Origin of the sequence: Actinocorallia longicatena (assembly GCF_039534125.1) — a bacterium.
Classification (GTDB): domain Bacteria; phylum Actinomycetota; class Actinomycetes; order Streptosporangiales; family Streptosporangiaceae; genus Actinocorallia; species Actinocorallia longicatena.
In genome coordinates this window covers 146,951-162,335 of the sequence record NZ_BAAAUV010000015.1, presented here as the reverse complement: position 1 = coordinate 162,335, position 15,385 = coordinate 146,951, and the positions used below count along the sequence as shown (strand labels likewise).

Here is a 15,385-nt window from a genome sequence, read left to right as displayed (position 1 = left end):
CCCCCGGGCGGAGGAGGGAGTCAGGTCGGTCTCGGCGGCCGGTGAGACTCGGTGGGCGCGTGCCTGGGCGGCGTGGAGGAGGACAGGTGGCTTCGGGCAGGCCTCAGGGCGTGGAGAGGAGAGGGGCCAGGAGGCCGTCGGCGGTGGGGCTGCGGCGGTGGGGGCGGAAGCCCAGGAGGGTGGTGGTGAGGTCTTCGTTGCCGGAGTAGGTGGCGTCGGCGTCGAGGAGCTGGGTGCCGTCCCAGAGGACGAGCATGGCGGAGACGGTGTGGGAGGCCTTGTCGCTGTGCATGTCGTAGTGGGCGGCCATGGGGACGGTGGGGTAGCTGGCCCACAGGTCGTGGCCGGTCATGAACATGTCCAGGTCGAACTTGACCGTGAGGCCGAGCAGTTCCGGCTTGTAGCGGTCGTCGATGCCGGCGAAGGCCTCGTCGAGGGCGATCATGCGGGGGCAGGTGTCCTTGGCCGAGGAGTAGAGGGCGTTGGCCGCGGCGAAGAGCGGCAGGTGGATGGCCGCCGACTTCTCGCCGCCGGACATCTGGCTGTGCTTGCCACGGGTCAGCCGGACCGGCTCGGTGGCGTGCGGTTCGGTCAAGAGGAGCTGGAACTCGAACCACGTACGGTAGTCGACCACCGAGCGCAGCACCTCGAGATAGGTGGCGCGGGTCTGCTGGGTGCGCCGGGCCCTGATCAGCTGGCGGAGGTGGCCGCGGAGTTCGGCCAGCCCGGTCGGGCCGAGGTGCCGGGAGTCGCGGCCGAGCAGGGAGGCGACGGCGCGCTGGCTGTCGTCGAGCTTGTCCGAGCGGACCCAGCGGATCCCGACGGTGCTGCCCGTCGACATCGGGCGCGAACGGGTGTCGGAGTCCATGCCCTTGACGAGTCCCTTGGCCGCCTGGACCCGGTCGAAGATCTGCTGGGCCAGACTGCTGAGGAGCTCGTCCTCGAGGACGGTGCGTTCGCGCTCCTCCAGCAGGACGGACTGCTCCCCGAGCCGCCCGGCGATCCGTTCGGCGAACGAGGAGACCGAGCCGCGCCCCTCGACGTCGAGGATCTGCACGGTCACGATGTCGGCGGCGTCGAGATCCAGCCGGTAGTCCTCCTCGCAGTCGTCCAGCGCGTCGCTGAACTCCTTCAACGCCTCCGACATGGCGTCGCGCGTGTTCTTGCGCTGGGTGTCCGAGGGAGCGCGGCCGCCGCTCGTGGCGACGGCGAAGGCCGCGATGATCTCCTCTGCGGCCTCGGGCAGCGCGGCCTCGATCGCCTCTGCGGGATCCCGCCCTTCGGTGATCTCCTTGACGGCCGCCGCTCCGATCTCGGCGGAGGTGTCCCACCGCTCCGGCCAGAGCGTCGTGATCGGTACTCCGAGGATGGGACGCAGATCCGGACGCGCGAAGGGCTCGAATGCCACGATCTGCTCCAGCAGAACGTCCATCGCCTCGGCGAGAGCGCGCCCGCCGTGTTCGATCGCGGCCTCGGCTTTGACGAGGGCATCGTGCTCGGCTCGGACGCGAGCGTCGTGACCGTGCCGAAGACGTTCCGCGGCCTTGATCTCCCCCTCGGCCTCGGAGATCTGGCGCAGAATCTCCTGCAGCGACGCCCCGAGCGCCTCGGTCCTGGCGGTCAGCTGCTCGCGAGCGGCCTCGACCTGCTCGCGCCGCTCCGCCAGGTTCTCGGCGTCCTCGGCGTTCTGCTCGTCGAGCCGCCGGACGGTGCCGAGCCTCGACTCGAGGTCCCCTTCCGCGTCGAGGAGGCTCTCGTGCTCCCTCGCCAGCTGCTCTCCGGCGGCGACGAAGTCGTCAACGGCCCGGGCGACGGCCGCGATCTCCCCGGGGTCCGAGGGCATCTCGCGTTCGGCCGCGGTCTGGCGCAGCCGCCGGACGGCCGCCTCCAGCTCGGCCACCGCGCCATCGACGGTCTTCGCCGCGTCGACGGCTTCTCCGCGCACCCGGCCGAGCAGCGCCGCCACCCGGTCGACCGTGCTCAGTGCCTGCTGCACGGGCAGCACGTCGGGCAGTTCCCGCCGCGCCGTCCCGAGATCTTCGAGGAGCCCGCGCAGCCGCTCGCCTTCCGCCGCGAGCTCGGCCCGCTCGGCCTCGAGCCGAGCCACCGCCTCGTCGCATTCGGCGATCCGCTCGCGCCGCCGGCGCGCCCGGAACGTCGTCCCGATGTACTCGGGCCGCTCCTTCGGGAACGCCCCGACATGCACTCCATAGGAGTACTGCCCCCTCAGGCTGACCCCCCACGCCCCGGCCTCCAGCCCGTCGACCAGCGGAATCCCGCGCAGCGCCCCGAGGATCACCTCGGCGTCGACGGCGTCCTGCTCCTCGGGCACCAGCACATCGGCCAGAGTCCGCCCCGGACGTCCCGCACCGTCCGACGGTCCGCCGCCCAGCGGAAGCAGGAAGGCGTCGGGCGTCAGATCCGCATGGGCCGCGCGCGTCTCGGCGACGGTGGGATGCAGCCACGCGGTGAGGATCCCGGCAGCGTGCAGGGCTCCTTCCAGTGAGGCCGCGTCGGGGTCGGGAAGACCGTCGGCGAACCGGACGAGCCGCCAGAACGGCGCACCGGGACGGTCCTCACGCGGCGCCGGCCGCAGCGGCGAGTGCTGCGGGGCGTCATCGCGCTCAGCGGCGATCTTCGCGCGTTCGCGGCCGAGGTCCGCCAGCTCGACGGCCACTTCGTCGGCGCGGTGCTTGACCTCGGCGGACTTCTCGATGAGACCGGTCCTTCGTGCTTCGGACAGGTCGGCGAAGGCCTCTCCGAGCGTCGGCGCACCCGGCCGTCCGATCAGGTCGAGGATCTCGAAGAGCGGCCCTGCCGACGCCTGTTCCCACCGGCCGGTCCACGCCTCGAGCTCGCTCTTGGCGACGGCCCTGGCGGCCTCGACCGCGGCCTCCGCCGCCGCGCACTCCTCCTCGCGCGCGCGGAGTTCCTCGGCGACCTTGGCCTGGGCCTTCTCCACCCGCATCCGATCGGCCCGCCGCGCCTCGACCACGTCCACCGCGGCCCTGACCACGGCGATGTCGTCCCGCCGCGCGGTCGCCCGGGCCCTCACGGACGCCAGCCGCGCCGCGGCGCTCCTAGCCGCATCTTCGGCGGGGCGAGCACCACTGGCGCCCGCCGGATCCGAACCCCGAGGCCCGGCCCCACCGGAGCCGCTCCCCACCGGAGCCGATTCCGCGACGCCTTCGCCGTCGCCCGGCGCGACCCCTTCGTCCCCCGCGGCAAGAGCGGGATCCTTGGAGGCCGGTGCCGCAGGGGAACGAACGGATTCCGGAGAGATCGAGGCGGAATGCGCGGCCTCGGCCAGGCTGGATTCGTGGCGCGTGATGGCGGCCCGGCGCATGTCAAGACGTGCCTTCGCGGACTCCGTCTCGGTACGGAGCTCGGTGGCGTGCTGGAGGGAGCGGCTGAGCCGGTCGGAGTCCTTGGCGAGCTGGGACTCGTCGTCGGCCACCTGGTGGCGGAGCCGGTCGAGATCGCCCTGCGCCTTGTAGGCGTCGGCGTTCTTCAGCGTGGACAGCCGGGACCGCAGCCGCGAGAGGGACTCGTCCGCGCCGGCCCGAGCGGACTCCGCGGCCGACTTCCCGGTGCGGGCCCGATCCGCCTCGGTGGTGGCGGCGAGCATCTGCGCGCCGTGGTCGACGGCCTGGTCCCGGCGAGCAGCGATCCGATCCAGCTGGAAACGGGCATGGACCCGCAGATAGTTCGTGTAGTGGTGCAGGAAGGCGCGCACTGCCGTGTGCGCCGTCGTCAGGTCGTCGTGCAGATGCTGGACCGCCGCGAGGTTCTCGAAGTCCCGCGCGGCCTGCTCCACCAGGCCCTCGTCGACCGGGCTGAGGCCCGCGGTCAGCGTCGCCGACACCTTCGCGGGGTCGAGATCCTTGGCGAGCAGCGGACGCCGCAGCGCCAGGAGGAGATCGAGGAGCTGGTCGTAGCGCTCCCTCCCGAGACCGAACAGCCTGTGGTCGACGAGCTCCCGGTAGTCGGTGGCGGTCTTGGCGTGCGACCCGGGCTCCAGCGACTCCCTGAGCTGCCGCTCGGTCAGCGGCCGCCCGTCGACGTTGAGCAGCCCGAAATCGACGCCGAGCCTCATCCCGGTGACGAAGAAGGACGTCACGACTCCGTCGCGGTGCTTGTGCGCCCGCAGCCCGATGACCAGCGTGACGGTCTCCACCGGACGCGCGAACTCCATCCAGACGTACCCGTGCTCGGACTCCTGACCGCGGTAGAGGAGGTTCGACTTCATGGTCCGGTTGTCGCCGGAGAACGGGTCGAGCCGCCGCGCGTCGGCCACACCGTCGAGGATGAACGGGAACAGCACCTCGAGCGCCTTGGTCTTGCCCGAACCGTTGTGTCCTCGCAGCACGAGGCGTCCGTCGGCGAAGGCGAACTCCTCGTCGACGTAGTCCCACAGATTGATCACACCCGCACGGGTGGGCTTGAACCGGTGCGCGCCGTCCTGTGGGCGCCGGTCCTGGGACGGCACCGAGACCGCGATCTCGTCGTGCTCGCTCATGCGGGGGATTCCTCCAGGGTCAGCTGAGCCTTGTCGGGCAGCGCGAGGGTGATGTTGCGGTAGCGGAAGGCCGCGGGCAGCACGAGGACGCCGCCGGCGACCCTGCGGAGCAGCCGCAGATCGTTGAGGAAGGTGACGGCGGCCTCGAGCAGGCCTTCGGGATCGGCCTGCCAGGTGCTGGTGAACGAGGCCGCGCCCAGGTCCGTGTACAGCTCGTCGACGATCCTGCCGAGCCTGGTCCGCTCCACGAACCAGTACTCGTGCGGCTCCGGCTCGGCCGCGGGATCGGTCTCGGCGGGTGTCCAGGCCAGGCCCGTGACGATCCCGTCGGCGGGCAGCGCGGAGTCGATCCGGGCGAGCAGATCGTCGGACGCCGCGACGCCCAGGCGCCCCAGCTCGCCCTCCTCCACCAGATCCGCGATCTTGGCGAGCAGAAGCCCCGCGGCCCGGTTGACCGCGCCGCCCTGGCCGGGGAAGGGACGGTCGGTGAAGCGCCCGGACGGGTCGGCGAGCATGATCCCCTCCGCCCGCCGCTCGACGGGCAGCCCGGTGAACCGGGACAGCTCGTCGGCGACCTGTGGAAGGAGCTCCGCGAGCTCGGGCCGGACCTCGGCGTAGTAGACGACCGGCCGCTCGACCAGCATCCGCCTGGCCTCCCGGCGCGGATCCGGCATCCCATGGTGGAGCAGCCCGGACGCGCTCGTCAGATGCTGGACCGGCCGGGCCGGCTTGAACAGCGCCGCGCAGATCTCGTGGTCGATGTCGTAGAGCGCGTCACCGGTGGAGTCGTCACGCGCCCAGGATTCGAGCGATCCGTCCGAAAGGCGGAGCGCCCCGTGATCGACGAGCCAGTCGACCGCGTCGACCAGTGCCGCCTTGTGGGCCGCGACCGTCGGCTCGAAGCCGAGCCCGGCCACCGAGTTCGCCGCGGGCACGACGCTGCGCACGAGATCGGCCAGGCTGATCTCCACCCGGGACCGCTGGAACGACCCCAGCACGAGGCACAGATAAGCGAGGCGGCGCCGGTCGAAGGGCCTGCGGTTGCGGCTGAACAGCTGCCCCTGGGTGGCGTCGAACCCGTCGAGCCGCCGAACGAGCCTGACCAGATGGGTCGTCGCGATCAGCTGGTATCCGAACAGCTCCCGGAAGTCCCGGACGAGCTGGTCGGCGTGCGGCAGCACCTGTTCGAGCACGCCGGGCCGGGGCCTGGACGCCGTGATCAGATCGCGCGTCAGGACCTGCCGGACGGCGTTCTGGTAGGCGCCGAGCTCTGTCGCCTCCATCAGCCGATCTCCAATCGAAATCCCGGCAGGTGCAGCGCACCGTGCTGAGTACGGACCGTAGCGCCCGCCTCTGACGGAACGAGCCGCATCACCACGGTGTCGTCCCGTCCCGACCCGCCCTGAAGCACTCCGGCGACGACGGTCCTCGCCTCCATCGCCCTGGTCAGGAGCCGCAGCAGCACCTTGGTCTCGGCCTCGTCCAGGACTCGTCCGTGCGCGCCGTCCGAGGCGAGGCTGGCGGCCGCCTCCTTGTCGACGGCGCGCTGCTCGACCTGGGTCCTGCGCAGTTCTCCGCGGATGCCCCGGTTCTGCTTGACCGGCTGCGGCAGCCCGGCGACCGGCGCCTTTCCCGTCCGGAACAGGCTGATCGACACCTCGATGCCGGGCGCCTCCCACCAGGTGGCCTGCGGCGAGATCTGCTCGTCGTCATCGTGCGCGCCGCCGAGGTGCCGGGCGGAGCGCAGGTTGAACGCCGCCGACATCAGCGCGTGCGCGGCCTGCTCGTCGGGGGCGTTGAAGACCCATTCGGCGAGATGCCTGAGCTGCGTGGCCCGGTTGACCCCGCCCCGCTGCGCCTCGGAGATCTGCCGCAGCAGCGCGATGACGCCCGAGACGCCCGCCCGGGTGGCCTCCCGCAGGTCCACGGCGCGCGACTCCCGCGCGGAGAACCACTCGCGCAGCGCCGACCAGCGGCGCTGCCAGTCCTCCATCTTCTCCGACGCGTTCAGGAAGGGACGCTCGTCGTGATCGGCGGCGCGCGACAGGAACGTGTACTGGCCCGTCTCCTCGACCTCACGGACCGCCCGGTCGAGCCTCGGCAGGTACCTGTCGAGTTCGGCCATGAAGTCGGTCATATGCGTGAGCAGGGCGTTCTTGTAGGTCAGGAAGGTCTCGGGCGAGGCGTCGGTGGTGCGGACGATGTCGCCGAGCGTCACGTGGAACTGAGCCGACCTGCGGGTCATGTCCTCCATCGCGGCGTCGAGGCGGCTCAGTCTGCGGTAGACCTGCTCGCCGTCGCCGAACCGGTTCGCCTCGGCGAGCGCCTTCAGATCCTCGAGGATCTCGGAGAAGACGAGCTTGGACAGGTTGGCGTCGCGGATCCGGGCGGCGAGGATCTGCTCGACCGCCGTGTAGGCACGGAATCCCAGCTCACTGAACTGGTAAACGGACTGGCGGTTGCGGTAGCGGGCGAGGCTGCCCGCGCGGGAGGCGTCTTCGAGACGGTGGATGACACCGTCCTCGGCGAGGGCGTCGAGGCGGTCGCGCAGGCTCTTCTCGTCGAGCCTGTCCCAGGGGGCGCCGCCCCCGGCCAGGAATCCGTGGCCGAGGGAGAGCTCCGTCAGCGCGGACGCCACCTGCCCGGCGTGGACCCGCACCTGGTGGACGGAGCGAAGGCGGTCCATCGCGCGGAGCACCCAGAGGTAGGCGAGGTGGTCGTCACGACGGGTGAAGTTGAACAGCCTGAACCGCTCGCCGACGGCGAGCGCCTCAAGATCCTGGCCTGCGATGACTTCCACGGGTCAAGCGTGCACCATCCGGAGCACTGGTCACGATAGTTGTCCACAACCCCCAGGTCAGGGGTGCCGAACGTCAGGAAAGAAGGGTCCTGGCGAGGCCTCGGGCGAAGTCCTCCGGCTCGGCCGGCAGGCGGGCGTGCCCGGTGATCGCGGCCGGGTCGGCGAGCTTGGCCAGGAAGGCGTGCTGCTGGCAGGCGCCGAGCAGCGCGGCCGCGAAGTAGGCGGAGTCCTTCGCGAAGCGCCCGAGCTCCCGCTCCGCCTCGAGATAGCCGATGAGAGCGCTGTGACCTGCGACGGGGCCGCCAAGGCTCACGGCTTCCGATCCCGCCTCCGCGGGGCCGCCCGAACGCAGCCAGGCGAGGATCTTCGGGTCGCCGAGGGCGGGGCCGGTCATGGGGAGGAGTTCGCCGTAGAAGCGGACCGCGGCCGCGGCGAGGACGGCGAGATTGTCCTCGACGGTGTTCTCGCCGATCGAACCGAGCAGCCTCATCATCGCGTTCCGGATGCCTCCCGCGACCTCTGCGAGGGCCGCGCCGAACAGGGCCGTCTTGTTGGCGAAATGGTTGTAGAGACTGCCCTCCGAGACTCCTGCCCGGCGCGCGATCTCCTTGGTGGTCGCGCCCACCACGCCGCGCTCCTTGATCACTTCTATGGCCGCGGCCAGGATCCGTTCCCGCATCTCGCCTCCGTTCCTGATCGAACCCTACTGACTGAGTGGGCGCTCACCCAAGCGCTTGACACAGGAATGAGCAGGCGCTCATTATGAGTGAGTACCCACTCAGAGGCGAGAGGAAGCATCATGTATCCCGAACTGGCAGGCAGGACCGTCGTCGTCACCGGCGGATCGCGGGGCATCGGCGCCGAGACCGGCCGCGCCTTCCACACCCTCGGGGCCCGCGTCTGCCTCGTCGGACGCGACCGGGCGGCCCTCGACCATGAGCTCGCCGCCCTGGAGGCGTCCGGCGGCGAGGCCATGACCGCGGTGGCCGATGTGACGGTGCTCGGCGACCTCCAGGCGGTGCGGGACGCCGTCGAGGAGCGCTTCGGCCCCGTGGACGTCGTGGTGGCGTTCGCCGGCGGCGGCATCGCGCGCCCGGGTCCGACCGCTGCCATGACCGAGCAGGAATGGCACTCCGTCGTCGACGGCAACCTGACATCGACCTTCCTCACCCTCAAGACATTCCTTCCTGGCATGCAGGAACGAGGCTCTGGCTCGATCGTCACCATGGCGTCGACGGCCGGCCGGGTTCCGTCCAATCCGCCCGGCGCGGGCTGGGGCGCACCGGTCGCCTACTCGGCGGCGAAGGCGGGCGTCATCATGCTGACCAGGCACGTCGCCTCCGAGGTCGGCCGCGACGGGGTCCGCGTCAACTGCGTGTCGCCCGGCGCCGTCCGGACGGGCCGGACCTCCGCCCAGATGCCCCCGGACGTCCAGGAGAAGGTGGCCGCGCTCCACCCCCTCCCCCGCATGGGCGAGCCCGCCGACGTCGCCTCGGCCACCGTCTTCCTGGCCTCCGACGCCGCCTCCTGGATCACCGGCACCACCCTCGACATCGCCGGCGGCCGGGTCACCACCTGACGGCTCGCGCCCCGGCGCCGAAAGTGTCGGTGGGACGTGCGAGGGTTGGGTCGGGAGGTGATGCGTGGAACAGCGGATGCTGGACAAGGTGCGGGCGCTGCTGCACAAGGCCGAGTCGACCGAGTTCCCCGAGGAGGCCGAGGCGCTGACCGCCCGCGCCCAGGAGCTCATCGCCCGGTACAACCTCGACGAGGCGCTCGTCTCGGTCGGTGTCGGGCGTCCGGGCGACAGGGCGGTCGTCGTGGAGCAGCCCTATGCCGGTCCCAAGGCGATGCTGCTGCACGTCGTCGCGGACGCCAACCGCTGCCGTTCGGTGTGGCACCGGGAGCGTGGCCGCGCGACCGTGCTCGGCTTCCCCGGCGACCTGCTCGCCGTCGAGCTGCTGTTCACGTCGCTGCTCGTCCAGGCGACCGCGGCCATGCTGCGGGCCGGCTCCCGTCAGGACCACTACGGCCGCTCACGCACCCGCTCCTTCCGCCACTCGTTCCTGTCCGCCTACGCCCAGCGCATCGGCGAACGCCTCCGCCAGGCGACCGAGCAGGCCGTGGCCGACTCGACGGCTGATCTCCGTCCCGTTCTGGCGAGCCGGAACGCCGCCGTCGACCAGTCCGTCGCCGAACTCTTCCCCCAGCTCAGACGCTACCGAGGAGGTTCGCCCACCAACCACGAAGGCTGGCTCCAAGGCCGGGCGGCCGCCGACCAGGCCGCTCTCGACCACACGGCCCTCACCGCCAACCCCTGATCTCCGGCCGTGCGCGTGGCCGGTCAGGGGCGGGTGAAGAGCTGGGCATGAGTGGGCGAGTTGGCCGACGCTCGCGACGGCGGTTCACCAGGGTTGCAGCGTGCGTCGTTTCCTTGTGAGTGTGAGTGTCGGGCTGGTCGGTGCGAGTGCGGGGCCCGTGTGGGGGGTGCCCGCGAAGCCGGTGGTCTCGATCACGCCCGAGGCCGGGGCCACCCAGATCCGGCCGGACACGCCGATCGTGGTGCGGGTCGGCCGTGGACGGCTGGACAAGGTCGAGGCCGGTGTGGACGGGGTCTACTCGGCCGACCGGACGGTATGGCGTTCGGCCGCCCTCCACGAGGGCCGCACCTACACGGTCACGGCCCGGGCCACCGGAGCAGGCGAGACGGTCGCCGTCTCCCGTTTCAGCACGCTCAAGGTGGTGAAGATTCTCAAGATCACCGAAATCACGCCCAAGGCCGGTGAGAGGGTCGGCGTCGGAATGCCGATCATCGTGACGTTCAACCGCAGGGTCCGTGAGCGCGCGGCCGTCACCCGGGCCCTCTGGGTCGACACCGAGCAGGTGGGCGCCTGGCGCTGGGTCGCGCCGAACCGGGTCGTCTTCCGGACCCGCGATCACTGGCGCCCCCTGCAGCGGGTGACGCTCCGGGCCCGCCTGGCCTGGACCCGTTCGGCCCCCGGCACCTACGGCGTGGCCGACCGGACCCGCTCCTTCACCGTCGACCGCGCGCTGACCAGCACGATCAGCACCCGGAGCCATGTCATGACCGTCCGGAGGAACGGGAAGATCATCCGCCGGATCCGGATCAGTGCCGGCAACGGCGCAACGCCGGGGACGACGACCACCACCGGTGTCCATCTGGCCATGGCCAAGACCGACCCCGAACGGATGATCTCCCCGGGGCGGCGTCCCGGGGATCCCGGCTACTACGACATGCGGGTCTCCAGCGCGGTCCGGATCTCCGACAGCGGCGAGTTCGTCCACGCGGCGCCCTGGTCGGTGTCCGCGCAGGGCAACAGGAACGTCAGCCACGGCTGCGTCAACGTCTCGCCCGCCGACGCGCGCTGGTTCTACAGGCGCACCCTGCGCGGCGACATCATCACGATCACCGGGACGAAGCGGATCCTGGACTGGCGGAACGGCTGGGGCTTCTGGCAGGTCCCGTGGTCGGTATGGACCGGCAGGACCGGTTCCCGGCCCACCCGATAGCATCATCACCGTGAGTGATGAAGAGGCATACGCCGACCACTACCTGCGCGTGACCGTCGATCTGATCGTCGAGGTCGGAGAGGTCAACGCGCTCCAGGCGGCGGCGCTCGCCGACCTGCGCGCCCAGGATCTGGACGCGCAGGAACGGCAGGACCAGATCGACCAGATCAACTCCGACCCCTCAGGGGCATCGGCGCTGCGCTGGCTGATCAGCCCGGACGACGTCCTCGCGCTGGTCGACCGCATCGACGAGGTGCAACCCGTCGAGGCGATCCTGGAGATCAGCGAGTCGGACGGAGTCCTCGAGCTCGAGGACGAGGACTGACCGCCGGACGGATCTGAGCGCCCGGCGGATCAGGCCTTCGGACGGGCCTGGCCGTCAGGCGCGGCGGGCCTTCCAGCTCGTCACCGAGGTCAGGCCCTTCTCCTTGATCTTCTGCTTGATCGTCAGGGTCTTGCCCTTGCAGGTGTAGGTCGCCTTGCGGGGCAGGACCCCGAAGTCGCCGCCCTGCCTGACGGCCTTGACGATGTCGATCTTCTGGTTGCCGGTGGCCGCCTTGACGGTCAGCAGCGCGTTGCCCTTGGCGGTCTTCGGCTTCCCGGACAGCTTGCCCTTGGCCGAACCCGCGACCGTGTAGGACATGGTCAGCTTCTTGGACAGGCTCAGCGACGCGGTCGTCGGGATCCCCGGCGGGATGGTCCCCGAGCCGACGAACGGCTTGGAGCCACTGAAGTTGTAGGTGGCCTTGCCCTTCTTGTCGAGCTTCAGCTTGATGTCCTTGCCACCCTTGAACTTGAACTTCAGGCTGGGGGACGAGATGTCAGCCGACGCGCTGGTCACCTTCCACGAACCGACCCAGCACTTGGACGCCGCGGACGCCCCGGAGGCGCTGAACGCGACCGTTCCGGCCGTTCCGAGAACCACGACGCCGAGCATTGCAACCTTGCGCACCTGTTGTCTCCCTCACACCATCCTCCGGACCTTCGGGGCACACTAGGGCAAACTGGTTGCGCACAAAAGGGGAATGGGACGATGGTCCCGTGACGAACCCGGACCGCCTGATCGCCGAAGCGCTCTCCACCGACGATCTCCGCACCCGGGACACGGCCGTCGCCCTCCTGGCCGCCGACACCTCCGCCGAGGCTCCCCTGTGGACGGCCCTCCTCGACTCTCTCGAGACCGCGCGATCCCGCGGCTGGCAGCCCGAGGACCTCCGCTACCACCTCCTGCGCTTCCACACCCCCGTCCATGCCACCGTCCTCACCCACCTGCCCTCCCTTGACGTGAACCCGAGCTCGGCCCCCAGCCCGGGACCTGGACCGGGGTCGGGCTCGGGCTCGGGCAATGGGAGCAAGCGGACCGGCGGACGGAAGGAGCCCGCCGCCGGAAAGGGCGAGGTCGTCTCGGGTTTCGCCGGATGGGCCCTGAAGGAGCGGATCGATCGTCTCGAAGCCGTCAGCGTGCTGCTGGAGACGGTCGCGGCGACACGGCGGCTGCCGCGGATCGCCCGCCTGCAGCGAAGCGAGCGGATCGACAGCCCTGTCCTGGGACGGGTGAGAGCGATGCTGGCCAAGGCCGAGTCGACGGAGTATCCGGCCGAGGCCGAGGCGCTGGTCACCAGGGCTCAGGAGATCATGGCGCGGCACAGCATCGCGTCGGTGGACAGGGACGACGCGCCCACCGGCATGCGGCTGCCCGTCGACAACCCCTACGAAGAGGCCAAGGCGACGTTGCTGCACGTGGTGGCCGAGGCCAACCGGTGCAGGGCCGTCTGGCAGGCGGAGCTCGGCTTCTCGACCGTGCTCGGCTTCCCGGCCGACCTCGACGCCGTCGAGCTGCTCTACACCTCGCTGCTGCTCCAGGCCGACCGGGCGATGCCGAAGAACGGCTCGAAGAAGCGCTTCCGCCAGGCATTCCTCACCTCCTACGTGAACCGGATCGGCGAACGCCTCAGCCAGACGACAGAGGAACTCGTCACCGACGACCTCCTCCCCATACTCGCCGAAAGGAACGAAGCCGTGGAGCGGGCTGTGGACAACCTGTTTCCCCAGCTCAAGACCGTCAGAAGTCGGGCAGTTCACGACATGGACGGCTGGCGGGAGGGCAGACGGGCGGCCGACGCGGCGGATCTGAACTGACCCTTTACGCGACTGTTACCGTCGCACGATCTAGGCTGTCCAGGGTGACGTCTGCCCCGCCCAAGAAGAAGTCGTTCTTCAAAGAGTTGCCGTTCCTCGCCGTAACGGCGGTCGTGCTGGCGCTTCTGATCCGCACGTTCCTGGTGCAGTCCTTCTACATCCCCTCGGGATCGATGGAGAAGACCCTGCACGGCTGCGAAGACTGTTCCCGCGACCGGGTCCTGGTCGAAAAGGTGACCTACCGGTTCACCGATCCGTCCAGGGGCGACATCATCGTCTTCCACGGCACGGGCGACTGGCCACGCGAGGACCTGATCAAGCGTGTGATCGGCACCCCCGGCGACGTCGTCGAGTGCTGTGACACCCAGGGCCGGGTCACCGTCAACGGAAAGCCCCTCAACGAGCCCTACGTCTACGAGGACAACCGCCAGGACTTCGGCCCGGTGACCGTCCCGAAGGGCATGCTCTGGGTCATGGGCGACCACCGCGGCGGCTCCTCGGACTCCCGCGACCACAGCTTCGTCCCGATCTCCTCGGTCGTCGGCGAGGCCCGCGTCATCATCTGGCCCATCCCCAGGATGACCTGGCTCGGATAGCCGTTCCCGAAGGCCACGCGGCCGGGCACCCGCCCGACGCGTGGCCTTCGGCGTTCCCCCGAGGTCGCGATGTGCTCACCGGCACGCCCCGAAAGTGTCTCGTGACAGTGAGTGGATGACGGCGACAACGTGTGATGGAGCCAACCCCACAGGAGGCTCCATGTCCCTACTCGCCACCATCTCCGAGACCTCGGCCAACGCGTCCGCCCTCTCCCTGGCCGCAACCCTCGCCACCCTGGCCACGATCGCCTACCGCCTGATCGTGATGCTCATAGCCCTGATCAAGCTCTTCATCCAGGCCATGCTCTACCTGATCGTCCTAGGCACGGCCCTCCTCATCGTGATCACCATCCTCCACTGACCACGCCCCGGACCCCAGCACCCAGCACCCGACCCTCAGCACAGGACGGCACCCGGCGGCCCAGCATCCGACGCCTCCCTTCCCGCACGGCATCTGACACCGGCCCCCAGGCCCCCTGCGTCCAACGCCGGCGCCCGGTCCCCGGCCTCAGCGCCCGGCATGCGACACCTTTCACTCACATCCTTCGCCCAGGGAGGCGAGGAAAAGGCGGCCGTCACTTGGCCGACGGTGTCCAGGTGGGTGTGCCGAGGGTGGAAGGGCCCGTTCGCCCGGCAGGTGCGGGGTCAGCACGTGCCTGACGCAGTGGCGTGTTCGGCGGGGCCCATGGATCTTGACTCCCGGCACGACCCGGCGCCGCACGGACGCCAGGTCGTCGATCAGGATCGAGACCTCGTGGGATGGGTCAGAGCGGCGGGTGTCCGGCTCTCAGCGGGTGAACCACCAGTCGGTGATGTCGCGGCCGCCATGGGCGTCCAGTTTGATCGTGCGACGGAAGTGAAGGCCGTGAGCGGTGCAGGCGTAGGCGACCTTGCCGGTGGGGATGATGGTCGCGGTCTCGTTGCGGACGAGTGGAGCGACCTTCTGCAGGCGCTTGGCCTTCTCCGGGCGTGTGGTCACGGTCTTGACCAGAGCGGTCCCCGTCGCGCTGCCACGCTTGGTGGTGAACTTGCCCGACTTCGCCATGACCTTGTGGCGGAGCACCCGGCGGTAGAGGGCGGACTCCGAGATCTTCACCCCGTTGGTACGACCGGATGTGACGATCTTCGCCGCGGACTTGAAGTCCCAGGTGAAGACGGACCCCGCGATCTTCAACCGCGCACCGGCTCCTCCCTTGGAGGTCAGCGCGGTGTCATAGACCGACGACACGCCTTTCGCCTGATATCCCGACATCTTCCAGAGTCCGGCCGGGCATTTGGCAGGAGCCGCAGCCGCCGGAACCGCCGTCAGCGGAACCAGAGCCAGAGCGAGCAGGACGCGGATCATTCGACACCTCTCCGAGCAATCTTTGCCACATCGGCCTCAGCCCCGCCACCGGAACCAGCCCGACCCGTGAACACATCCGAAATCCGCCACCGACCGGGCGAACCCTAGCCGACTCGACACCAACTCACCCCTACCGGGCATGCCTCACAGCCCAACCCCCACCCGTCCCGACCGATCCGCTCCCCACATCATTTCCACCCAGACTGGCCGATCTTCCGCCGGACCCGGCCAGGCTGATCGGCTCCTCCAGTCCGGCCAGCCCCGGCTGATCGGCTCCTCCCACCGACGCGCCCGGCCAAGCGGCACGGCCATCCGGTTCCTCCTCTGCTGATCGGCCATCGAACCGGTCCCACCTCCGCCGATCCGCCCGGCAGACCTGTTCGGCTGACCTGCCCGACCGATCCGCCCGGCTGACCTGCTCGGCCGATCCGCCCGGCTGACCTGCCCGACCGACC

13 protein-coding genes are annotated in these 15,385 nt (G+C 70.2%); 7 read left to right on the top strand and 6 right to left on the bottom strand.

All coding sequences use genetic code 11. The annotated features are described in order from the left end of the window. Positions 1–103 precede the first annotated feature (103 nt). From ABD785_RS27115 to ABD785_RS27100, 4 genes are all read right to left on the bottom strand, one after another. Complete coding sequence (locus ABD785_RS27115) at positions 104–4,519, bottom strand: TIGR02680 family protein (protein ID WP_344833649.1); 4,416 nt, start codon at positions 4,517–4,519, stop codon at positions 104–106. After that, entirely contained in the window at positions 4,516–5,802 is a 1,287-nt protein-coding gene (locus tag ABD785_RS27110) for a DUF2398 family protein (protein WP_344833646.1), read from the bottom strand. Before ABD785_RS27110 ends, ABD785_RS27115 begins: the two co-directional genes overlap by 4 nt. Next, positions 5,802–7,319: a TIGR02677 family protein gene (locus ABD785_RS27105; RefSeq protein ID WP_344833643.1), complete on the bottom strand. Its 1,518-nt coding sequence runs from the start codon at positions 7,317–7,319 to the stop codon at positions 5,802–5,804. The genes ABD785_RS27110 and ABD785_RS27105 overlap by 1 nt, the downstream gene beginning before the upstream one ends. 73 nt (positions 7,320–7,392) lie before the next feature. Next, positions 7,393–7,998, bottom strand: a complete 606-nt coding sequence (locus tag ABD785_RS27100) for a TetR/AcrR family transcriptional regulator (protein ID WP_344833640.1) — start codon at positions 7,996–7,998, stop codon at positions 7,393–7,395. A 120-nt stretch (positions 7,999–8,118) separates the two neighbouring features. Here ABD785_RS27100 and ABD785_RS27095 point away from each other — a divergent pair, with 120 nt between their 5' ends. The 4 genes from ABD785_RS27095 to ABD785_RS27080 all read left to right on the top strand — a co-directional run bounded on the left by ABD785_RS27095 (position 8,119) and on the right by ABD785_RS27080 (position 11,175). Further along, positions 8,119–8,898 carry an SDR family NAD(P)-dependent oxidoreductase gene (locus ABD785_RS27095; RefSeq protein ID WP_344833638.1) on the top strand — a complete coding sequence of 260 codons (780 nt, stop codon included), beginning with the start codon at positions 8,119–8,121 and terminating at the stop codon, positions 8,896–8,898. A 64-nt stretch (positions 8,899–8,962) separates the two neighbouring features. Continuing rightward, a complete protein-coding gene (locus ABD785_RS27090) occupies positions 8,963–9,640 on the top strand; it encodes a DUF2786 domain-containing protein (RefSeq protein ID WP_344833636.1) in 678 nt (225 codons plus the stop codon). Between the two features lie 121 nt (positions 9,641–9,761). Further along, positions 9,762–10,850: a L,D-transpeptidase gene (locus ABD785_RS27085; protein ID WP_344833634.1), complete on the top strand. Its 1,089-nt coding sequence runs from the start codon at positions 9,762–9,764 to the stop codon at positions 10,848–10,850. A gap of 10 nt (positions 10,851–10,860) precedes the next feature. After that, positions 10,861–11,175, top strand: coding sequence for a hypothetical protein (locus ABD785_RS27080; protein ID WP_344833632.1), 315 nt, complete (start codon positions 10,861–10,863; stop codon positions 11,173–11,175). A 54-nt stretch (positions 11,176–11,229) separates the two neighbouring features. Here the strand turns inward: ABD785_RS27080 and ABD785_RS27075 are convergent, their stop codons facing one another. Beyond that, entirely contained in the window at positions 11,230–11,802 is a 573-nt protein-coding gene (locus ABD785_RS27075; RefSeq protein ID WP_344833630.1) for a hypothetical protein, read from the bottom strand. An 89-nt stretch (positions 11,803–11,891) separates the two neighbouring features. Here ABD785_RS27075 and ABD785_RS27070 point away from each other — a divergent pair, with 89 nt between their 5' ends. From ABD785_RS27070 to ABD785_RS27060, 3 genes are all read left to right on the top strand, one after another. Continuing rightward, a complete protein-coding gene (locus ABD785_RS27070; protein WP_344833629.1) occupies positions 11,892–12,989 on the top strand; it encodes a DUF2786 domain-containing protein in 1,098 nt (365 codons plus the stop codon). Positions 12,990–13,033: 44 nt separating this feature from the next. After that, positions 13,034–13,585, top strand: a complete 552-nt coding sequence (gene lepB / locus ABD785_RS27065; protein ID WP_344833626.1) for a signal peptidase I — start codon at positions 13,034–13,036, stop codon at positions 13,583–13,585. A 160-nt stretch (positions 13,586–13,745) separates the two neighbouring features. After that, positions 13,746–13,946 (top strand): hypothetical protein, encoded by a 201-nt coding sequence (locus ABD785_RS27060; RefSeq protein WP_344833624.1) that lies wholly within the window; start codon positions 13,746–13,748, stop codon positions 13,944–13,946. A 426-nt stretch (positions 13,947–14,372) separates the two neighbouring features. Here the strand turns inward: ABD785_RS27060 and ABD785_RS27055 are convergent, their stop codons facing one another. After that, positions 14,373–14,813 (bottom strand): hypothetical protein, encoded by a 441-nt coding sequence (locus ABD785_RS27055; RefSeq protein ID WP_344833621.1) that lies wholly within the window; start codon positions 14,811–14,813, stop codon positions 14,373–14,375. Positions 14,814–15,385: the final 572 nt, after the last annotated feature.